We start from the raw sequence: 22913 nt of genomic DNA, 5'->3' as shown, positions 1-22913 counted from the left end.
CCTCCTAATCCCACAATTTTAGGGTGTTTGATGTTGGCTCAACCGTTGCAACAGGGAGTTGTATTGCTTGATGTTCAGCCAAAATCACGCCTTTTAAATTAGGATTTAAATCTAAAATTTTTGCTAGATAATCAACAGATTGCTCACCAAAATATCGATAAGCAATACTGTCAATCGTGTCAAATTGTTGAGCATAAACCAGCATTAAATCAATCTCACTCGGTTTCGTTTTCGCCCTGTTAAATCAGCGATACGATTGCTCACGATGCGTCTTAAACTACCGATTTTACTCAAGCCATTTTCGCCACGAATTTGACCTGTTGATGTGGTGTCAAAGTCTAAATTATCTTCAGCAATTAATGCCGAGCATTCATAACAGACGGCTGTTTTATAGAGGACGGTTTGTTCATCATTGAGCGGATTTTGAATAAAATTTTTATCCAATAATTGCCCATTGATTTCAATCATCGCAAGCAAAATTTTTTCGCTGAGTAATGCTTCGCCCTTACTTTCATCTAATCTCACAGTATTGAGCAATTCTTTCACGCTTAGACTGGGATAGCCTAAGCGTGGATTTTCAATGACTTTGTCAATCGGTTGTTGATTGATAAGCACAGTTAGCCCCTATCAAGTGACGGTGGACGCACCATCATCTGACTTTTTATCGTCAGCTTGGTGCGAGCCGTCAGGTGTTGCAGTGGACAACATCGGTGCTTTATTAAGCATTTTTTCTAAGCGTGTAATACTGGTTTTCACGCCACTACCATCGTGCAGACGTAAAGCGTTTTTGTAAGCTGTTAAAGCATCACTTGGTTTTGAATTTTCGAGTGCAATACCAATCGCCTTGTACAATTTTGCATGGGCTTGGTCAGCTAAATCTTCGCCCTGAATTAGCTCTGCAAATTGTTTGAGCAAGTCGCCATGTTCAACGGCTAAATCAGGGTTTTTAAGACAGATTTCGCCCACTTCATCAGCGACTAATTCTGCGATTGAGCGTGTAAAGCCTTCAGGCATGACCATACCATTTAAGATACCATGCTGTGCAATACGGTATGATAAAGGTAAGTTTTGAGCATCAATCGCCCACACTAACATATACATCAACACGTTATTTTGCGGTGCAGGGGATTGGGCTAAACTTGCTTCAATAAAGCCCATGTATTGCGGTAGCCATTCCGATTTAAGTGCAATTTTTTGCTCCACCGAGCGAATTTCTTTCAGCTGAGCCAAGTGCGACATCAGGCGTAATTCGATATTATTCTCGGTGGGTGTTTTTAATTCACTCAATTTTTCCAAAACTGTTATAAGAGCAGACGGCTTTTTACGTTGCTCCATTTGTAACAACATCTTTTCACGATGTTGTTTCATATCTTCAATGCCCATGATTATTCTTCCACCACAATATTTTCAAGCAAAGCACAACGGAAATAATCTTCCACCACATAATCTTCATTAATCGACTGAAAATCGACATCACGATCCCACGCTGGTTGTGTTTCGATATGGCGGACGAGCGTGCCTTCTTGCAAGTAAATCGACAAGTTATCTAAAGTGGTAATTAAAATCGCATTAGCAGGAAAATTGTGCGGATACAACACTTGGCGTGTGCCTAATACTTTATCGCCATATAACACTCGGCTGGCAATTTGTTCGGTTGGGTCTTGGGCTTTATCTAGCAACGGCAAATATTTTCTAGCGACTAAATTACGACCACAAAGCACCACGAGATTTTGGTCATTGCGATATTGTTCGCCAATCAATGTTTCTACCGCACTCTCCACCAAGCCATCGAGTGTCTTAAATTCGCCATTTGCACCAACGGTAATTTGTCCGCCAGATTTGCCCTGATACACTTGCGATGGAGCGTTATCACGGATTTTTTGTAACCAACCTTTTGCCACATCTTGCAACAACGGATTAGCATTGCGGTCAGATGTATCAGCACGGCTTGTACCATTAAAACCGATGGTAATTTTGTCTAAAGCAATGGCTTTTGTAACCATTTGAGCTAATTTAGATTTAAACATTGGGTCATGTCGCCAAGCATTGAGCAGTTCCCAACGATACGCCACGTCATAGTTAATTTGCTGACACAAATATTTATCATCAACTTTAGTATCACCGACATTCACAGGCTGACGAGCTTGTGTCTTGGTATTTGTGGTACTGGCAATGGTTGAGCCAACCATTAAGCCGATTTTTTCACCTGACTGATGAATCACAGGAATGATGTTAATCAATTTTAGAAAATCATCAGCCCCTTGATAGGCAGCAACGATTTTTTGGAATGGTGCAGGAGCAACGGCAAATTTTTCGGCCGTATCTGCAACATTATTCATTTGAGCGATTTCACGTTTATATTCTGCAAAACGCTCACGAGCAATTTGATGTAAAGCGGTCATTTTTTAGTCCTTTTAGTATGGAGTAACATCAGCTACTGCACCTGTTGCTAAAGGAGCAGGATTGGCAGTTTGCGTGCTGACACTGTCTAATTTTTGCGATAATTTTTGGATTGCATCGGTCAAAGTCGCAAAAGCATCAACATTTTGTACTTGCGTGGTTTGAGTTGGTGCAGGTTGAGCTACAGGTGTATTGGCTACAGGTGTAGATAATTGCTGTACTGGTTCGGTAGGTTGTTGAGCCATTTTCTGCTCGAGGGCGGAAAATTTATCGCTCAATTCAGTCATTGACATCACAATCACAGTCAATGCCTTCACCATCGTATCATCATTTTGATTTGGATTTTGATTGAGCGTAATCGGTTGAGACACAGGCGTATTGGCTATAGGTACAGTGGTCATCAATGTTGGATTTGCCGATAAATTAACCACAGGCGTTGTGGCTTTAGGCTCAGTTGATGGCAATAAACCAGCCAGAGCGGTCAATAAAGTTTGTTTTTCAGCACCCATGAAAATCTCCTGAATTGGTTGGGTAAATAAGGTATTGCCTTGTTTTGATGAAAATTTAAGCGGTTCAGTGCCGAGCGATGCAGGTGTATCGGTAAATGCCAAACCGACTTGGTAGGCTTTTCCAGTCCCTGCAAAATCACGATAAAACTCAATCGATGGGTATAATTTTTGTCCATCTTTATTCATCTCAACTAAATTCGGCAAAGCTGAAATTGTGTTGTATAAACACCACACGCCATTTTCTTGCACAGCTTCTACGGCTAAAATATCGCCATAAGCGTTGAATGGCGGATTAGGCGAAAAGCCTAAAATATGCTCAATGTTAATCCGTCCTGCATACAAAGCAGGATTGTAAGTATTTGCCATATCGATAATTTCTTGTGGCGACAGTTGGCGACCGTCCACCGTTTGCCCTGCTTGGGCAACTTTTAGGCGTTTTTCAACACGCCCTTTACCTGCAAGATTCATCAAAAAAATCTCAAAATATTAAATTGACATCATTATGAAAAATTTAAATGAATAATCTCAATCACTTAAAATCCGCTTAAGGTTTAAGCGGATAATCACAACAAGAAAAATATTTAAAAATATCGTTAAATGCAAAACATGAACGATAGCACACACAACGAGCTGAGTTTTTTCAGCACCATGACCCCACGACAACAAGGGCGGATACTTTTCGCTCAAGGGCTTTCTGTTGCTGAAATTTCACGACATTTGAGCGAAAATCAATCAACGGTACAAAGTTGGAAACAACGTGATGGTTGGGAAAAAGCAGATATTTTTGATGATGTTACACTGGGTTTGCGTGCGAGATTTTTGTCGTTGATTTTTGCGGATAATAAATCCAATGCAAATTATAAAGAAATGGATTTTTTAATGCGTATGCTAGAAAAATCGGCAAAAATTGAACGTTACCGCAATGGTGGCAATGAAAGCGATTTAAATGAAAATCTGAAAAAACGTAATGCTGGCGAACGTAAAAAACCGCTCAAAAATCAGTTTACACAAGAAGAAATCGATAAATTAACTCAAGCGTTTGAAGAATTATTTTTTGATTTTCAACATGAATGGGGAGATGCGGTTGAGCAGGCTCGTATCTTTATGATGCTGAAAAGCCGTCAAATTGGTGCGACTTTTTATTTTGCATTGTGGGCGTTAATCAACCTATTTAAAACGGGTAAAAATAAAATCTTTTTATCGGCATCAAAAGCCCAAGCCTATCAATTTGTTGAATATATCAAGTCTTTTGTCATGGAGCATACGGGCAAAGAATTAAAAGGCAATCCGATTGAAATCAATATGCCAGAAGGCAAACAAGCCAATATTTATTATCTTGGTACAAATGCCCTTACATCACAAGGTAAACATGGCGATGTCATTATGGACGAATTTTTTTGGATTCGTAATTTTACGATGTTCAGAAAAGTCGCTTCAGCAATGGCATCACAAAAAATGTACAAGCAAATTTACATTTCCACGCCAAGCAGTATCCTACATCAAGCGTACGAATTTTGGGCAGGTACGGACGGCAAACGCAAAAAGCAAACCGAGATTGATATTTCAAAAGTTGCTCTACAAAAACCAACAAAAGGAGCGGATAGACGAACACGGCAAATTGTAACCTTAACCGATGCTGAACGCAGGGGCTATGACCGCTTTAGTCGTGAAGACTTAGAAGCGGAATATTCAGAAGATGAATTTGCGAATCTGTTTGAGTGTGAATTTATTGATGACAGTGGCTCATATTTCCCACTAGATATTATAGAGCCAAATATGATTGATACTTGGGAAACGTGGACAGATTACCATCCGTTTGACTCTGAGCCATATGCTGGCGAAGTTTGGCTCGGCTATGACCCGTCGTTTACTGGAGATAAGGCAGCACTTGTCGTTGTTGCCCCGCCTGTATCTGATTTAAGTCCATATCGTGTCTTGCACGTGCAACAATTGATACGTTTGCAAGCAAGCGAACAAGCCCTAATCATTAAAAAATTTGTTGAGCGTTATAATGTAACATTTATTGGCTTAGACAATACAGGTAATGGCTTAGCGGTTGGAGAATATGTAAAGAAGTTTTATCCATCTGTCAAACTGTTAAATTACAATGCTGATTTAAAAGTGAAGATGGGATTAAGAACAAAAGAGCTTTTTAAACGCAGACGGCTACATTTTGATACAAGTAGAGTTGATATTGCAAAGTCATTTATGTCTATCCGTAAAGCTCTAACCAGTAAACAAGGAGCACAAACGCTTGTAACAACACGCTCGGCCGAAACAGGACATGGTGATATGGCTTGGGCAATTATGAACGCACTAGAATGTGCTCCAATTATTGACATTGTTGATGAGCAAATTAGCAATGCGATGAAACCAAGAATCCGAATTTTTAAAGGTTAAGATGATGAAAAATCAAGTTTTATTCCGTACCTTTGGCGAACCTGAACCAGTTTTAGACGGGCGAACATTGTTAGAATACGGCTACTGTCCGCAATGGCAAAACTGGTATGAATTGCCGTATGATATGCACGCAACAGCAAAATTATTCCGTGCGACCAGTCATCATACCAGTGCAGTTATTGTCAAACGCAATATTTTAAGTAGTACATTTATTCCGCACCCATTATTGAGTTTACAAGATTTTAATGCGTTAGCGTTAAGTCTTTTGACGTTTGCCAATGCCTATGTCCATGTCGAAAAAAATATTTTTGGCAAGATTTTAAAATTAACTACACGACCATGCCTAAACATGAGACGTGGTATTGAGCCGAATACTTATTATCAACTCAACCAATACATGAGTGAGAGCCATCAATTTAATCAAGGCGATATTATCCATATTTACGATGCTGATATTACCCAAAATATTTATGGCGTGCCTGATTATTTAAGTACAATTAACGCAATTTTACTCAACGAAAGTGCTACATTATTCCGCAGAAAATATTACAAAAATGGAGCCCATGCGGGTTTTATTATGCACTTGACCGATGCTCTACAAACCCAAGATGATATTGATGCTCTGGAGCAATCGCTTGAACAATCAAAAGGAGCTGGCAACTTTAAAAACCTGTTGATTTATACGCCAAACGGCAAAAAAGATGGCGTGCAAGTTATTCCGATTGCCGAAGTCGCAGCCAAAGACGAATTTTATAATATCAAGATTGCAAGCCGTGATGACCAACTCGCAGGACACCGCACACCGCCCCAGTTAATAGGCGTTACCCCACAAAACGCTGGGGGGTTCGGCGACATCGAAAAAGCAGCCAAAGTATTTTATTACAATGAGATTGTGCATTATCAAAACCTGTTCAAACAAATAAACGATTATCTCGGCATTGAGATTATCCGCTTTGCTGAGTACCCACTCATCGCCACCGCCACCACCACATAATTATTTTTCTATAAACTTAACCAGTGTTATCACTGGTTTTTTATTGTCTAAATTTGCTCAAAAGCTGTCCGCCCAAACGCAGTTGTCTCCACGCCACACCTGCACACTAAATGTGTAAAAACAAATGCAGGTGCATGAGTTTTCTTTGCCCTGCTCAATAGTAGCGATGGACACAGAAAAACAGCCAATTTATTTCATGCGAAATCATGCAGTATCATGCTGAATTTTGAAAAACAAAAAAATGATAGTACGTTTCATGCTGATGAAAATTAGGTTACTGAAGTTACTGTAAAATATTTTATGACTTAAATCATTGATTTAAATATATTTTATAGGTAACTCTAAATAAGATACCTTAAGTTACTTCAGTAACTTATTTTTTAAATATTATTTAAAATCAATATCTTAATAACTGATAGTGGTAACCTAAATTATAAGTTACCAGTAACTTTATAGTAACCTATTTGTAACCTTTACTAATTTATATAATATCCTTATTTTTCAATACATTAAATACTATTTTTTGTCTTAGTAACCTGAGTAACCTATTTTTGAAGTCATCTCGGAAAAGTGTTTTTTATTTTCTATATAAGATAACCGACCTATGCACTGGCTTAATATAGTTCCACTTATTTCCACTTTATTTATTTTATCTTATTGTTTTTATTTACTTTATCGGCTCTAGGTGGGAGAGCCAAATTTAAAACATAAAAAATATATAGCCCCCAAGCCTAGTCTATACTAGCTTGGGGGTTTTGCATTGCTAGGCTTTTATGTTTTTTTGCGGTATTTCTCGGTATTTTTTGGTATAGTTTTCCACTCTGTTTCCACTTTTGGGGGTTAATATGAGTTATTCGATTTATTTAGTTCAAAAATCAAACAAATATAGTCAATTAAAATAAAATAGGACACTATCGTATCGATAAAATTACGTTCACAAGACAAAATACTTCGCATGTATCTCTTAATATTTGCCCATGTCCGTTCTATTGGATTAAGTTCTGGAGAATAAGGTGCTAGAGGTAAGACTTTATGCCCCAATCTCTGTGCCATTTCACACAAAATATCCATTCCAGATAGAAGCTTATTTGAACAATAGACCACGAAAAGTACTAGGTTTTAGAACACCTCTTAAGGTAAAATCTGATTTTCAGTGCGTTGCAGCTGGTAATTGAATCTACCAAAGTAAATAATTAAGAATACAAATAATTTATGTAATAAAAAACCTTCAACCATTATTTATTTGATTGAAGGTTTTTATTTAAAAAGGAGTTGGCGATGACTTACTCTCACATGGTTAACACCACACTACCATCAGCGCTAAGTGGTTTCACTTCTGAGTTCGGGAAGGGATCAGGTGGTTCACACTTGCTATGGTCGCCAACGAAACTGGTACAGCGAGTATTGAGCTGAGTTGTTTTGTTCATTGCATTTTCTGAATCAAGTTTTCACATTTATTTTGGATTATTGTGTTTATACAACAACTTGGGTGTTGTATAGTCAAGCCACACGAGCAATTAGTATTGGTCAGCTTCACATGTCGCCATGCTTCCACATCCAACCTATCAACGTCCTAGTCTTGAACGGCTCTTTAGAGTAATTAAATTACTAGGGAAATCTCATCTTGAGGTAGGCTTCCCGCTTAGATGCTTTCAGCGGTTATCCCTTCCGAACATAGCTACCCGGCGATGCCACTGGCGTGACAACCGGTACACCAGAGGTTCGTCCACTCTGGTCCTCTCGTACTAGGAGCAGATCCTCTCAAATTTCCAACGCCCACGGTAGATAGGGACCGAACTGTCTCACGACGTTCTAAACCCAGCTCGCGTACCTCTTTAAATGGCGAACAGCCATACCCTTGGGACCTGCTTCAGCCCCAGGATGAGATGAGCCGACATCGAGGTGCCAAACACCGCCGTCGATATGAACTCTTGGGCGGTATCAGCCTGTTATCCCCAGAGTACCTTTTATCCGTTGAGCGATGGCCCTTCCATACAGAACCACCGGATCACTAAGACCTACTTTCGTACCTGCTCGACTTGTGGGTCTCGCAGTTAAGCGCGCTTTTGCCTTTATACTCTTTGCGTGATTTCCGACCACGCTGAGCGCACCTTCGTACTCCTCCGTTACTCTTTAGGAGGAGACCGCCCCAGTCAAACTACCCACCAGACATGGTCCTCGTCCCCGATTAGGGGACTGAGTTAGAACCTCAACATTACCAGGGTGGTATTTCAAGGATGGCTCCACAGAAACTGGCGTCTCTGCTTCTAAGCCTCCCACCTATCCTACACAAGTAAGGTCAAAGTTCAATGTCAAGCTGTAGTAAAGGTTCACGGGGTCTTTCCGTCTAGCCGCGGGTACACTGCATCTTCACAGCGATTTCGATTTCACTGAGTCTCTGCTGGAGACAGCGCCGCCATCATTATGCCATTCGTGCAGGTCGGAACTTACCCGACAAGGAATTTCGCTACCTTAGGACCGTTATAGTTACGGCCGCCGTTTACTGGGGCTTCGATCAATAGCTTCGCTTGCGCTAACCACATCAATTAACCTTCCAGCACCGGGCAGGCATCACACCCTATACGTCCACTTTCGTGTTTGCAGAGTGCTATGTTTTTAATAAACAGTTGCAGCGGCCTGGTTTCTGCGACTGTCGTCAGCTCAAGGAGCAAGTCCCATCACCAACAACAGTGTACCTTCTCCCGAAGTTACGGTACCATTTTGCCTAGTTCCTTCAGCAGAGTTCTCTCAAGCGCTTTGGTCTACTCGACCTGACCACCTGTGTCGGTTTCGGGTACGATTCCTGTGTAACTGAAGCTTAGAGACTTTTCTTGGAAGCAGAGTATCAGCCACTTTGCTATACAAGTATAGCTTGCTATCAGTTCTCAGCATAGAGTACCCCGGATTTGCCTAAGATACATGCCTACAACCTTCCACCTGGACAACCAACGCCAGGCTGACTTAACTTTCTCCGTCCTCTCATCGCATTACACAGAAGTATTGGAATATTAACCAATTTCCCATCGACTACGCCTCTCGGCCTCGCCTTAGGGGTCGACTCACCCAGCCCCGATTAACGTTGGACTGGAACCCTTGGTCTTTCAGCGAACGGGTTTTTCACCCGTTTTGTCGTTACTCACGTCAGCATTCGCACTTCTGATACCTCCAGCGGGCTTCTCAACCCACCTTCTTTGGCTTACAGAACGCTCCCCTACCACTTACATAAAATGTAAATCCGCAGCTTCGGCACATAGTTTTAGCCCCGTTACATCTTCCGCGCAGGCCGACTCGACTAGTGAGCTATTACGCTTTCTTTAAAGGGTGGCTGCTTCTAAGCCAACCTCCTAGCTGTCTATGCCTTCCCACATCGTTTCCCACTTAACTATGATTTTGGGGCCTTAGCTGGCGGTCTGGATTGTTTTCCTCTTGACTATGGACGTTAGCACCCATAGTCTGTCTCCCGGATAGTACTCATCGGTATTCGGAGTTTGCATCGGTTTGGTAAGTCGGGATGACCCCCTAGCCGAAACAGTGCTCTACCCCCAATGGTATTCGTCCGAGGCGCTACCTAAATAGCTTTCGGGGAGAACCAGCTATCACCGAGTTTGATTAGCCTTTCACCCCTATCCACAAGTCATCCCCTGGCTTTTCAACGACAGTGGGTTCGGTCCTCCAGTTAGTGTTACCCAACCTTCAACCTGCTCATGGATAGATCACCCGGTTTCGGGTCTATACCTTGCAACTTAACGCCCTATTCAGACTCGATTTCTCTACGGCTCCCCTATGCGGTTAACCTTGCTACAAAATATAAGTCGCTGACCCATTATACAAAAGGTACGCAGTCACATAACAATGTATGCTCCTACTGCTTGTATGCATACGGTTTCAGGATCTATTTCACTCCCCTCACAGGGGTTCTTTTCGCCTTTCCCTCACGGTACTGGTTCACTATCGGTCAATCAGGAGTATTTAGCCTTGGAGGATGGTCCCCCCATATTCAGACAAGGTTTCACGTGCCTCGCCCTACTCGTCATCATCTTATATAGCCTTTCGTGTACGGGAATATCACCCTCTACGTTCGCACTTCCCAGAGCGTTCCACTAAACTATATAAAACTTTATGGGCTACTCCCCTTTCGCTCGCCGCTACTAAGGGAATCTCAATTGATTTCTTTTCCTAAGGGTACTGAGATGTTTCACTTCCCCTCGTTCGCTTCATTAACCTATGGATTCAGTTAATGATACCTACCTTATGGTAGGTGGGTTCCCCCATTCAGACATCGCCGGATCAATGCTTGTTTGCCAACTCCCCGACGCTTTTCGCAGGCTACAACGTCTTTCTTCGCCTCTGATTGCCTAGGCATCCACCGTATGCACTTATTCACTTGACTATACAACCCCAAATTGTCGTTTAAATAAATATTTTAAAATATCTATTCATTCTTTCAACTTAAAGTCACACAATCTATTCCAAAACGCTTGATTCAGTTTTTGCTAGTCCTCAATTAAATCTTTTCATCTTACGACTACTTCAATCTATTGAGTGAACAATTATTTTCAGACTCAATTCTTGCTGTTAATGAATGATGTTTTATAGCTTTAACCTGTGTTATCACTTATAAAACTGTAATACCTCATCAGTATCACTTAAATTTTATGCTTTAATTACTCACTAATTTCTTTACTTAGTGAACTTAATTGCATAAGTTAATTATTATAACATAATAACTAATTTATTCAATCAAATAAATCATTTAATCTATACCGTACAGAAAAATCATAGATTTTTATCTTGTGTTCGGACTAAGATTATTAATCTTTGCTATTCCTCACTTATGGTGGAGACTAGGAGAGTCGAACTCCTGACCTCCTGCGTGCAAAGCAGGCGCTCTACCAACTAAGCTAAGTCCCCATAGCTTTTCATTTATCTTACCATCTATATTTTTAACTACTTGCACTTTAAAGTGCTTGCAATTAGTGGTGGGTCTAATAAGACTTGAACTTATGACCCCACGCTTATCAAGCGTGTGCTCTAACCAACTGAGCTATAGACCCTCAGATAAACTCTTTCAGAAGAACAACTTGTTGTGGATTCTAACTATCATCAAACGAATCTTTTTTTTCGTTAAGGAGGTGATCCAGCCGCAGGTTCCCCTACAGCTACCTTGTTACGACTTCACCCCAGTCATCGGCCACACCGTGGTGATCGCCCTTTTTTAAGCTAACCACTTCTGGTGCAACAAACTCCCATGGTGTGACGGGCGGTGTGTACAAGGCCCGGGAACGTATTCACCGCAGCATTCTGATCTGCGATTACTAGCGATTCCGACTTCATGGAGTCGAGTTGCAGACTCCAATCCGGACTACGATAGGCTTTTTGGGATTCGCCAAGCCTCGCGACTAAGCTGCCCTTTGTACCTACCATTGTAGCACGTGTGTAGCCCTGGTCGTAAGGGCCATGATGACTTGACGTCGTCCCCGCCTTCCTCCAGTTTGTCACTGGCAGTCTCCTTATAGTTCCCACCCAAAGTGCTGGCAAATAAGGATAAGGGTTGCGCTCGTTGCGGGACTTAACCCAACATCTCACGACACGAGCTGACGACAGCCATGCAGCACCTGTATCAGAGTTCCCGAAGGCACCAAAGCATCTCTGCTAAGTTCTCTGTATGTCAAGACCAGGTAAGGTTCTTCGCGTTGCATCGAATTAAACCACATGCTCCACCGCTTGTGCGGGCCCCCGTCAATTCATTTGAGTTTTAGTCTTGCGACCGTACTCCCCAGGCGGTCTACTTATCGCGTTAGCTGCGCCACTAAAGTCTTATACGACTCCAACGGCTAGTAGACATCGTTTACGGCATGGACTACCAGGGTATCTAATCCTGTTTGCTCCCCATGCTTTCGCACCTCAGCGTCAGTATTAAGCCAGAAGGCTGCCTTCGCCATCGGTATTCCTCCAGATCTCTACGCATTTCACCGCTACACCTGGAATTCTACCTTCCTCTCTTATACTCTAGCCAACCAGTATCGTATGCAATTCCCAAGTTGAGCTCGGGGATTTCACATCCGACTTAATTAGCCACCTACGCGCGCTTTACGCCCAGTAATTCCGATTAACGCTCGCACCCTCTGTATTACCGCGGCTGCTGGCACAGAGTTAGCCGGTGCTTATTCTGTGGGTAGCGTCCAGTACTCAATGATATTAGCATCGGTACCCTCCTCCCCACTTAAAGTGCTTTACAATCTTACGACCTTCTTCACACACGCGGCATGGCTGGATCAGGCTTGCGCCCATTGTCCAATATTCCCCACTGCTGCCTCCCGTAGGAGTCTGGGCCGTGTCTCAGTCCCAGTGTGGCGGATCATCCTCTCAGACCCGCTATGGATCGTCGCCTTGGTAGGCCTTTACCCCACCAACTAGCTAATCCAACTTAGGCTCATCTATTAACGCAAGGTCCTAAGATCCCCTGCTTTCCCCCGTAGGGCGTATGCGGTATTAGCAATCCTTTCGAATTGTTGTCCCCCATTAATAGCCAGATTCCTAAGCATTACTCACCCGTTCGCCACTATCTCCAGGTGCAAGCACCCTTCAACCGTCCGACTTGCATGTGTTAAGCCTGCCGCCAGCGTTCAATCTGAGCCATGATCAAACTCTTCAGTTTAATTCATTCTTAATCAGCATTCATCATCATAAACATAACAACAAATACCAATTCGCCCATTCAATCACTAGCAAAATTTTCGCTCAAATAAATCTCGAGTCAATTTCTACCAAATCAAATGAACTTTATATTCAATTTAAAATATAAAAATCCATCCAATAATAGCAAAAATCCACACAAGTTGTTCTTCTATCTCTCTTAATGAATTATCAACCATCTCTTCAATTGTTGATTATTACTATCACAAATTTATAAGATAATATCTTATAAACATAAATACTTAAAATCAATATTTAATTTAAATTCAAAATATTATCATCTTGCGATAGATGTGTATTATAGACACAACTCAAACCTTTGTCAAACTTTTTTTTAAAATATCTTCATTATTTTTAATTTAATAGAGCGATATTTAAACAAATATAATAAAAATCTATTCAAAATCATCATTTTTCAATCTTCGGTTCTCGAATTGGTAAATTTGCCACCCCTGCCAATACCGCTAAAATAATATCGGCATACCACATCAACTGATAATCACCAAATTGTTGAATGGCTAAACCGCCAAAATATGCTCCGAAAAATGCCCCAATTTGATGACTCACCAAGGTCAAACCAAACAGAGTTGCCAAATAACGTACACCAAATAATTTCCCTACTGCACTTGCTGTTGGTGGTACAGTGGCTAACCATGTTAAACCCAAAGCAATGGCAAAAATATAAAAAGTCATGGTGGTTTTTGGTGCGATTAAAAATATCGCTATCATCACTGCTCGGCTTAAGTACATCCAAAATAAAATATATTTACTGCGATAATGCCCCACACACCAACCAATAAATAAACTCCCAATCACATTGGATAATCCAATCAATGCCAATGACCATGATGCAACATTTTCCTTTAAGCCTGCTAAGGTAATTTCCATCGGTAAATGGGTTGCCAAAAATGCGATATGAAATCCGCAAGTAAAAAATGCTAAATGAATCAATAAATAACTTTTATCTTTTAAGGCAATTTTAACGGTTTCCCCTAAACTCTGCTCTGCTGTTTGTGGCGTTGTCGTTTGTGATGGGCTTAGCGTTTGATGTTGCCCACGAGTAATCCACCACGCCACAGGAAACATCAATAAGGAAATACCAGCCATCGCCCACATTGCTCCTTGCCAACCTGTAAAACGCCATGCAATCAAGGGTTGTAACATTAAGGCAAAACTAAATTGCCCAAAAGATGAACTTGCATTGATAATCCCTGATGCCACACCACGATATTGTGGTTCAATACGATTGGCAACTTGCCCCATCAACAGAGAAAAACTGCCTGCTCCAGTACCAAAAGCAATCAATAAACCAATGCTAAAAATTAAACCCAATGGTGTAGCTAAAAATGGCGTTAAGGCACAGCCTAAAATGAGTAAAATTGTCCCTGATATTAAGACCCATCTCGCACCAAATTTATCGCCTAATGCACCTGCAATCGGTTGGGCAATGCCCCACATTAACTGACAAACTGCAAGAGCAAAGCTAATTGAAACAATATCTAAGGTGATACTTTCCATCGGCTTGACAAATAATCCTAAGGACATTCGTACGCCAGACGTGATCCATAAAATAATACCTGCCATAAAAATGAGTACAATAGATGTTTTGGACATACAATAATCCATCAATAAAAATTAAAAATTATAAGGGCGAAAAATATTTCGCCCCTACACAATAATCTCCATAACATCATTAATATCACAAAATAAACCCTAAATCAAAATTTAGGGTTTATTTTCATTATTTATTCTGTTGCACCATCTTGCTGTTCAATAGCTTCATCAATTTCATCGCTATTGTCATCATTTTCCACAGCTTCAATCGATACCACACCGACTAGCGTTTCATCATCTGCCAAGCGAATTAAGCGTACACCTTGTGTATTACGCCCTGCGGTTGCCACTTCTGATGCACGTGTACGTACCAATGTTCCGCCATCAGAAATCAACAACATTTCTTTGCTTTCATCAATTGCAACTGCACCGACTAATTCACCATTACGCTCGCTAGTCTTAATAGCAATTACACCTTTACCGCCACGTTTTTTGGTTGGGAAATCATCAACAGGAGTACGTTTACCATAACCATTGGCACTTGCACATAACACTTCCCCAGTTTCAGGTACAACCACAAGCGACACAATACGACTAATGATATTGCTGTTTTCTTCGCCATCATCTTGCTCGTTGATATCATCATCAACTTCGACATCTTCACCATCAACCGCACCCACAGACAAGGTTACACGCATACCACGCACGCCTTTTGCTGTACGTCCCATCGCACGCACATCGGTTTCGGCAAAACGAATCGCCTTACCTTCATTACTAAACAACATAATTTGTTGCTGACCGTCAGTAATCGCAACGCCGATTAAAGTATCGCCATCAGCCAATTCTAAGGCACGCAAACCATTGGAACGAACATTGCTAAATTGTTCTAATTCCACACGTTTTACTGTACCTGACGCAGTTGCCATAAACACATAATGATTTTCTGGGAAATCTTTAACAGGTAAAATCGCAGTAATGCTTTCATTGGCATCAAGTGGTAATAAATTTACCATTGGACGACCTTTTGCCCCACGAGATGCAATCGGCACTTCATAGACTTTTAAGCGATACACTTTACCCACATTGGTAAAACACAATACCGTTGCATGGTTCGATGCCACAATCAAATGTTGAATATAATCATCTTCTTTCATTGATGTTGCAGACTTGCCACGTCCGCCACGGCGTTGTGCTTGATAGTCTGATAATGGTTGTGTTTTTGCATAACCTGTTTGTGAAACGGTTAAAACAACCTGTTCTTCAGGAATTAAATCTTCACGGCTAAAATCGACACGAGATTCGATAATTTCTGTACGGCGAACATCGCCATATTGTTGAATGACTTCTGCAAGTTCTTCACGGATAATATTCATCAACAAGTTAAAATCACTTAAAATCGCTTCAAGATGTTGAATTTCCGCTAAAATTTCTAAATATTCTGCTTGTAATTTATCTTGCTCTAAACCTGTCAAACGATGTAAACGTAACTCTAAAATCGCTTGCACTTGAGCTGGTGATAAGCGATAAATCGCACCACTTACTCCAAATGGACGATTTGGGTCTTCATCTTCAATCACATCAGGGCGAATCGATTGCTGTCCCGCTTTTTCCAATAATGATAACACACCGCCTGCTTGCCATTCTCCCGCCAACAAACGCTCACGGGCTTCGGTTGGATTGGCTGATGTTTTAATGGTTTCGATAATCTCATCTACATTAGAAATCGCAACCGTCAAACCTTCTAAAATATGTCCACGCTCACGTGCTTTGCGTAATTCAAACAAGGTACGGCGTGTAACCACTTCTTGACGATGATGAATAAATGCAGAAATAATATCTTTTAAATTCATCAATTTAGGTTGTCCTTTATCGAGACAGACCATATTAATGCTAAAACTGGTTTCTAATTGTGTATTTTGGAATAAATTATTAACAATCACTTCAGCATTTTCACCATGTTTCAGATAAATGGCAATTCGCATACCTTCTTTATCCGATTCATCTTGTAATAATGAAATGCCTTCAAGTTTCTTTTCTTTTACTAGTTCAGCGATACGCTCAATCGCTTTCGCTTTATTCACCTGATATGGAATTTCAGTAAAGACGATGACTGTTCGACCTGTTTTTTCATCTTGCTCTAAGTGATATTTGCCACGAATATGCAAGCGTCCTTTGCCTGTACGATAGGCATCAACAATGCCTGATTTACCATAAATCACACCGCCTGTCGGAAAATCAGGCCCTGAAATATGTTGCATCAACCCTTCAACGCTAATGTGTGGATTATCCACATAAGCAAGACAAGCATTGACCACCTCCGTCATATTATGCGGTGCCATATTGGTTGCCATACCAACTGCAATCCCTGCTGAACCATTGACTAATAAATTTGGAATACGTGTTGGTAACACTTCTGGGATTTTTTCTGAACCATCGTAGTTATCTTCCCAATCAACCGTGTCTTTATCCAAATCTGATAGTAAATCATGGGTGATTTTTTGCATACGAATTTCAGTGTAACGCATCGCCGCTGGACTATCACCATCAACCGAACCAAAATTCCCTTGTCCATCGACCAGCAAATAACGTAAACTAAAATCTTGTGCCATACGCACAATGGTATCATACACCGCAATATCACCATGTGGGTGATATTTACCTATCACATCACCGACCACACGAGCGGACTTTTTATAAGGCTTATTATAATCATTGCCCAGTTCGTGCATAGCGTATAACACACGGCGATGTACAGGCTTGAGACCATCTCGCACATCTGGCAAGGCACGAGAAACAATCACGCTCATGGCATAATCAAGATAGGAATTTTTTAACTCATCTTCAATCGCAATAGGGCGAATTTCCGATACGCTCATGTAAGCTCCTTAAATCGCCGACACTCGGCAAAATTAGCAAAAATTTAACTTTAAATGGTAGCGAATTATAGCATATTTTATGATAATTATACAGTTAGGAAGATGTTTCATCATTGGAATTTTTGTTGTGTGGCATTTTGCAGTTGATACATTGACAAGGAAAAAGAAAACTATGCTCAAACCCCACACGAGATTGGGCATAAAGAAAAAAACTTTGTTTGCAAAACGGGCAAATATCTTTTGCAAAAAAGATAAATGTTGAAATATAAGCATAAATTATCCAACACAAAAATATCTAAAGATTTAAAAATATAATTGCTACAAAAAAGCACAAAATATGGCTTACAATAAAAAACAACCGCAAATGTAATAGTTTATGATACTGTTGATATTGTTCTGATAAATTATTCATTATTGATACACCTATTTTTAAGTTTAACTTTATACAAAAGATTATAATACAAAAATAACTTACAACTTTATTTAAATCATAAAAAGCCAGAGCAATCTAATAAATAATATAAAATATTGATTTTTAATAAATTATTATATTTAAAAATAATTTAATAAACTCAATAAGTTAAATCACTTATGTGATTACTCTGCAAGATTATACAGTCATAGCCAATATTGTTCATTTACTTGATGATTATCATCATTCAATGTTCACATTTTATTACATCACACTAATTTTTAGCTAATTTTTATTTTATATCATATATCCATCGCAAGACATTATGCCTAAATGCATAATCAATTTAAACTTTATTCGGAGTATTTTCCATGTTTAATCTTAAACAAATTATTTCTGCTACTGTGATTGCAACAGCAACTTTGACCACTGCTCCTGCAGTATTTGCTGATAATGATGAGCGTATTTATCAACAAAATAAAGATCAATATATTTCTAAAGAAAAAGCAGGTCAAATTGCTCAAAAACAAATCAAAAATAGCAAAGTTAAAAAAGTAGAATTTGACCATGATAGCCGTTATGGTGCGACTTTTGATGTTGAACTTGTCAATGCACAGGGTGTGGAATATGATGTAAAAGTCAATGCTAAAACAGGTAAAATCATCGCTCAAAACCACGATGACCGTGATGATCACGACGACCATGATGATTAATCATCAACAATGATAAAAAATAAGGGCTAAGTCATTTTACTTAGCCTTTATTGTATATTCAACAAAAGGATGCCCTTTCTCAACTTAAAATCATAATATAATATGATTTTAAATATTTAATTCTGTACGGGCGAATAATCATTCGCCCCTACATAAAATCAATAACTTACTATAAGTTGAGAATGACGTAAAGGATATTATTTAAAATACGCTCCTTCACTTTGACTATGGTCAGTTTGGTCAATAACGTGTTGTAATTCTGGTACAAACTCTTTTAAAGTTGTTTCAACCCCTTGTTTTAAAGTAACATCAATCGCTGAACAACCTTGACAACCACCACCAAATTTTAATACCGCAGTCAAGCCATGTGTTTCATCATCACGCACTTCAACCAGCATACAACTTCCCCCATGCCCAGCTAAACTTGGGTTAATTTCTGCTTGTAACACATAGGTAATACGCTCTTCAATCGAAGCATCAGGACCTACGCGTGGTACTTTAGAATTTGGGGCACGGAATGTTAATTGTCCACCAAAACGGTCTTTATTATAATCAATCACCGCATCAAGCAAATATGGAATTGATGGTAAATCGATAAAAGCAGTAAAATCTGCATATTCTTGGCGATAATCTGTTTCTACACGTTCATCTGGCGTACTATAAGCCATACAACATTCTGCACGTGGCGTACCTGCATTTTCCACAAAAATACGCACACCGATACCATCAGTTTCTTGCTTTGCTAATAATTCTTTTAAATACTCTTGTGCCGATGGCGTAATGAGTAAATTAGGAATTTGTTGTTCATTGTTTACAGAATCAGTCATTGTTAAACTCTCAGTTAATTTAATCTGCCTATTGTACTCTATTTTGAGCCAACTAGGAAAAAAACAACTAATTTCGTCAGAATTATCTGTTATGATATGGTAATCATGTTATGCTATAATGTGTTCCCTTTAACAATTATTGAATGATTAAATAAAATTTTATGGCTGAACTACTTGGATTATCACATACGCTTTTTATTATCCTAATTACCACAGGTATTTCCTTATGGGCATTAAAAGATATTAATGTAATGAACCGCCTGATTTTATGGGTACCTGCAGTAAAACAAGGACAATACGATCGTTTTATTGGTTCGGGGTTTATCCATGCTGATGGCTTTCATTTACTTTTTAATATGATTACCCTATTTTTCTTTGGGCAAGCTATTGAAAAATTTTATACACAATTTTTAGATGGATTGGGATTTATTTTATTTTATTTAACAGCCATGATTGTTGCGAGTATCCCAAGCTATTTACAAAATCGTCATAATTCACAATGGGCAAGTTTAGGAGCTTCAGGAGCAGTTTCTGCAGTATTATTTGCTTTTATTTTATTTGACCCTTGGAATTTAATTATAGTACTCTTTATACCCATGCCTGCAATTATTTTTGCAATACTCTATGTCGCTTATAGTATTTGGGCAAAAAATCGTGGTGTATCAAGAACAAATCATTCAGCACATCTCTGGGGAGCTGCTTATGGTATAATAATGACTATTGCTTTAGAACCACGTATTATTCCCCATTTTATCAGCCAATTAATGACCCTTCCTAAATGGTTTTAATTACTACATAAATCGCATAAAAAATATCCCTTGAATACAAGGGATATTTTCTTTTTAAATCGTATTCAGCTTACCAACCTTTTACAACACCATCTTTAAAGTGTTTTTTCGCTTCTTCATAAACTTCTTCAGTTTGATAAGATTTCACAAAATTTTGTACCGCTGGCGTATCTTTGTTATCTTCACGAGCAACAATGATATTTACATACGGAGAATCTTTCGATTCAACAAATACACCATGTTCAGTCGCATTTAATCCAACTTGACCTGCATAAGTATTATTCACAACTGCTAAATCAACATCATCAAGTGCTTTTGCAGCAATAGATGTATCGACTTCTTTGATGCTTAATTTCTTTGGATTTTCAACAATATCTTTCGATGTCGCAAATAAATTTGTACTATCTTTAAGTTTAATCAAACCTTGTTTTTCCAACAAAATTAAAGCACGAGCCAAGTTACTCGGGTCATTTGGTACTGCAACAACAGCTCCTTCTTTTAAATCAGCAACTGTTTTAATTTTCTTAGAATAACCCGCTAAAGGATACACAAAACTATTACCTACAATAGTTAAGTTTTTAAGATTTTTTTCCTGCGTGTCTTTATCAAAATATGGCTTATGTTGCATCGCATTAGCATCTAAATCACCTTTGCTTACTGCACTATTTGGAATACCATATTCAGTAAATGGTACTAATTCAACTGTTAAATTATATTTTTCTTTAGCAATTTGTACCGCTTTTTCAGCTACAATTTGCTCAGGACCAGACATCACACCCACTTTAAGCACTTGAGCAGTTGCAGTTGTTGGTGCTTGACTTGGTTTATCATTTGCTTTTGATGCATTATCACCACCACACCCCACTAATGCCATTGTAGTTGCAAAAGTAAATAAACCTGCTAATTTCTTTAATTGCATAATCAATTCTCACAATAAGATAAATTAGCTAACATTATAATCAAATTCATCTTAAATGAAAATCATTAGATGATATATCATCATCACAATACATCATTAACGATGGTCAAAACGTTGTGCCAAATAGTCGCCCATTTTTTGACAAATCATCACAAAAGCCACAATAATAATAGTTGCGACCCATTTAACATAGACCATATTTCGGTGTTCACCATAACTAATGGCTAAATTACCCAAACCGCCACCACCAACAGCCCCAGCCATTGCCGAATAACCAATCAAAGTGACTAAAGTTAATGTAATACCATTAATTAAAATCGGTAATGATTCTGGAAAATAATATTTACTGACAATTTGCCAATGTGTTGCCCCCATCGATTTTCCAGCTTCAGTTAAACCTGTTGGAATTTCCATCAAAGCATTCGCTGTTAAACGTGCTACAAATGGAAATGCAGTAATTGCTAAGGGAACAATTGCAGCCGTTGTTCCTAATGTCGTCCCCACGATAAAACGTGTAAATGGCAATAATAAAACCAATAAAATAATAAAAGGAATAGAACGTCCAATATTAATAATGATATTTAATAAACGATGACTAGTCTTTTGTTGTAAGATTTGTCCTTGCCCTGTTAAAAAGGCTAAAAATCCCACAGGTACACCGATGATCACTGCTAAAAATGTTGCCGTGATACTCATATACACCGTTTGCCATGTGGATAAAGCCACCATTTTCCACATTTCAGGCGTTAATTCTGCGGAAAATTGTTGTATTAAATCAGCCCACATAGCCGAGTACCTCAAGCTTAACTTGTTGTTTAATTAAATATTTTTTTGCTTGTTCAATATCATCTGGTTGCCCAATCAATTCTACAATACTAATACCGAATTTAATCCCATCAACATAATCAATCTGCGATGTTAAAATATTAAAATCCACATCAAATTTTTTACTTGCTTGTGATAGTAATGGAGCGTCTACCGATAATCCTGTAAATTCCAATTGAATAATCGGACAAGCATAATCTGTTTTAGGTGTTGATGATAATTGAGCTAAATAATCATTCGGCAAACCTGTATTTAATGTTGAATAAATAAACTGTTGTGCTAATTCTGTTTTTGGATTAGCGAATATTTCACTCACTGTACCCTGTTCAACTAAAACGCCTTGATCTAAAATCGCTACACGGTCGCAAATTTGTTTAACCACATCCATTTCATGAGTAATCAACAAAATAGTAATACCTAATTCTTGGTTAATGCGTTTTAATAATCGTAAAATTGCTTGTGTCGTTGCTGGATCTAAAGCACTGGTTGCTTCATCACATAATAACACTTTGGGGTCGCTAGCTAATGCTCTAGCAATGGCGACTCGTTGTTTTTGTCCACCTGATAAATTAGCAGGATAAACATTAGCTTTATCTGCCAAACCCACCAATGCTAATAACTCATTGACTTTATTTTGGATTTTTTGTTTATCAACTTTTGCTAATTCTAAAGGCAATGCCACATTATCAAACACAGTACGAGAACTCAACAAATTAAAATGCTGAAAAATCATACCAATTTGACGGCGTGCAGTAATTAAATCTTTTTCATTTAATGTAGTTAAATCAATGCCATCAATTTCAACAGAACCTGATGTTGGACGCTCCAGTAAATTCACGCAACGAATTAAGGTACTTTTTCCTGCACCTGATGCTCCAATTACACCTAAAATCTGACCTTTATCTATTTCAAGAGATATGTCATTTAATACGGTCAAAGGATTACTATGCTGATGGAACGTTTTATAAATATGCTGAAGTTTAATCATGAAATATATAAT

15 protein-coding genes, 2 tRNA genes and 3 rRNA genes are annotated in these 22913 nt (G+C 39.1%); 4 read left to right on the top strand and 16 right to left on the bottom strand.

Translation table 11 applies throughout. The features are described from left to right. Nucleotides 1-4: 4 nt before the first annotated feature. The 5 genes from LU301_RS03125 to LU301_RS03105 are packed head-to-tail and all read right to left on the bottom strand — an operon-like array spanning nucleotide 5 to nucleotide 3377. Nucleotides 5-205, bottom strand: a complete 201-nt coding sequence (locus LU301_RS03125; protein ID WP_305272429.1) for a tail protein X — start codon at nucleotides 203-205, stop codon at nucleotides 5-7. Continuing rightward, nucleotides 205-615, bottom strand: a complete 411-nt coding sequence (locus LU301_RS03120) for a head completion/stabilization protein (RefSeq protein ID WP_305272426.1) — start codon at nucleotides 613-615, stop codon at nucleotides 205-207. Before LU301_RS03120 ends, LU301_RS03125 begins: the two co-directional genes overlap by 1 nt. A gap of 12 nt (nucleotides 616-627) precedes the next feature. Continuing rightward, nucleotides 628-1368 carry a phage terminase small subunit gene (gpM, locus tag LU301_RS03115; protein ID WP_305272424.1) on the bottom strand — a complete coding sequence of 247 codons (741 nt, stop codon included), beginning with the start codon at nucleotides 1366-1368 and terminating at the stop codon, nucleotides 628-630. Nucleotides 1369-1385: 17 nt separating this feature from the next. Beyond that, nucleotides 1386-2402, bottom strand: a complete 1017-nt coding sequence (locus LU301_RS03110; protein WP_305272422.1) for a phage major capsid protein, P2 family — start codon at nucleotides 2400-2402, stop codon at nucleotides 1386-1388. Between the two features lie 12 nt (nucleotides 2403-2414). After that, nucleotides 2415-3377, bottom strand: a complete 963-nt coding sequence (locus LU301_RS03105) for a GPO family capsid scaffolding protein (RefSeq protein WP_305273930.1) — start codon at nucleotides 3375-3377, stop codon at nucleotides 2415-2417. 129 nt (nucleotides 3378-3506) lie between these two features. Between LU301_RS03105 and LU301_RS03100 the strand changes: the two genes are divergently transcribed. Together LU301_RS03100 and LU301_RS03095 are read left to right on the top strand one after the other, a co-directional pair. Beyond that, nucleotides 3507-5309 (top strand): terminase large subunit domain-containing protein, encoded by a 1803-nt coding sequence (locus LU301_RS03100; RefSeq protein ID WP_305272420.1) that lies wholly within the window; start codon nucleotides 3507-3509, stop codon nucleotides 5307-5309. 4 nt (nucleotides 5310-5313) lie between these two features. After that, nucleotides 5314-6303 (top strand): phage portal protein, encoded by a 990-nt coding sequence (locus LU301_RS03095; RefSeq protein WP_305272418.1) that lies wholly within the window; start codon nucleotides 5314-5316, stop codon nucleotides 6301-6303. A 1270-nt stretch (nucleotides 6304-7573) separates the two neighbouring features. Here LU301_RS03095 and rrf read toward each other — a convergent pair. The 7 genes from rrf to gyrA form a co-directional block, all read right to left on the bottom strand. Continuing rightward, nucleotides 7574-7688, bottom strand: a 5S ribosomal RNA gene (gene rrf / locus LU301_RS03090). Between the two features lie 111 nt (nucleotides 7689-7799). Beyond that, nucleotides 7800-10693 (bottom strand): 23S ribosomal RNA (locus LU301_RS03085). Nucleotides 10694-11138: 445 nt separating this feature from the next. Beyond that, a tRNA-Ala gene (locus LU301_RS03080) sits at nucleotides 11139-11214 on the bottom strand. Nucleotides 11215-11280: 66 nt separating this feature from the next. After that, a tRNA-Ile gene (locus tag LU301_RS03075) sits at nucleotides 11281-11357 on the bottom strand. 71 nt (nucleotides 11358-11428) lie between these two features. Continuing rightward, nucleotides 11429-12961 (bottom strand): 16S ribosomal RNA (locus LU301_RS03070). The 16S, 23S and 5S rRNA genes sit together here with 2 tRNA genes alongside, the layout of an rRNA operon. 446 nt (nucleotides 12962-13407) lie before the next feature. Next, entirely contained in the window at nucleotides 13408-14613 is a 1206-nt protein-coding gene (locus tag LU301_RS03065; RefSeq protein ID WP_305272416.1) for an MFS transporter, read from the bottom strand. Between the two features lie 131 nt (nucleotides 14614-14744). After that, nucleotides 14745-17429: a DNA gyrase subunit A gene (gyrA, locus tag LU301_RS03060; protein WP_305272414.1), complete on the bottom strand. Its 2685-nt coding sequence runs from the start codon at nucleotides 17427-17429 to the stop codon at nucleotides 14745-14747. Between the two features lie 783 nt (nucleotides 17430-18212). On the opposite strand from gyrA, the gene LU301_RS03055 reads away from it, so the two are divergent. Further along, a complete protein-coding gene (locus LU301_RS03055) occupies nucleotides 18213-18554 on the top strand; it encodes a PepSY domain-containing protein (RefSeq protein ID WP_305272412.1) in 342 nt (113 codons plus the stop codon). Nucleotides 18555-18751: 197 nt separating this feature from the next. On the opposite strand, the gene nfuA is transcribed toward LU301_RS03055, so the two are convergent. Then, nucleotides 18752-19381 carry a Fe-S biogenesis protein NfuA gene (nfuA, locus tag LU301_RS03050; RefSeq protein ID WP_305272410.1) on the bottom strand — a complete coding sequence of 210 codons (630 nt, stop codon included), beginning with the start codon at nucleotides 19379-19381 and terminating at the stop codon, nucleotides 18752-18754. Between the two features lie 161 nt (nucleotides 19382-19542). Between nfuA and LU301_RS03045 the strand changes: the two genes are divergently transcribed. Further along, entirely contained in the window at nucleotides 19543-20169 is a 627-nt protein-coding gene (locus LU301_RS03045; RefSeq protein ID WP_305272408.1) for a rhomboid family intramembrane serine protease, read from the top strand. 70 nt (nucleotides 20170-20239) lie between these two features. On the opposite strand, the gene LU301_RS03040 is transcribed toward LU301_RS03045, so the two are convergent. The 3 genes from LU301_RS03040 to metN form a co-directional block, all read right to left on the bottom strand. Then, entirely contained in the window at nucleotides 20240-21088 is an 849-nt protein-coding gene (locus tag LU301_RS03040) for a MetQ/NlpA family lipoprotein (RefSeq protein WP_305272405.1), read from the bottom strand. A 96-nt stretch (nucleotides 21089-21184) separates the two neighbouring features. Continuing rightward, a complete protein-coding gene (locus LU301_RS03035; RefSeq protein WP_305272403.1) occupies nucleotides 21185-21874 on the bottom strand; it encodes a methionine ABC transporter permease in 690 nt (229 codons plus the stop codon). Continuing rightward, nucleotides 21864-22901 carry a methionine ABC transporter ATP-binding protein MetN gene (metN, locus tag LU301_RS03030; protein WP_305272400.1) on the bottom strand — a complete coding sequence of 346 codons (1038 nt, stop codon included), beginning with the start codon at nucleotides 22899-22901 and terminating at the stop codon, nucleotides 21864-21866. Before metN ends, LU301_RS03035 begins: the two co-directional genes overlap by 11 nt. Nucleotides 22902-22913: the final 12 nt, after the last annotated feature.

The sequence above is a fragment of the Moraxella sp. ZY210820 genome (assembly GCF_030674635.1).
GTDB lineage: Bacteria > Pseudomonadota > Gammaproteobacteria > Pseudomonadales > Moraxellaceae > Acinetobacter.
The sequence above is the reverse complement of the archived record's forward strand: the minus strand, read 5'-3'. Positions and strand labels throughout refer to the sequence as shown.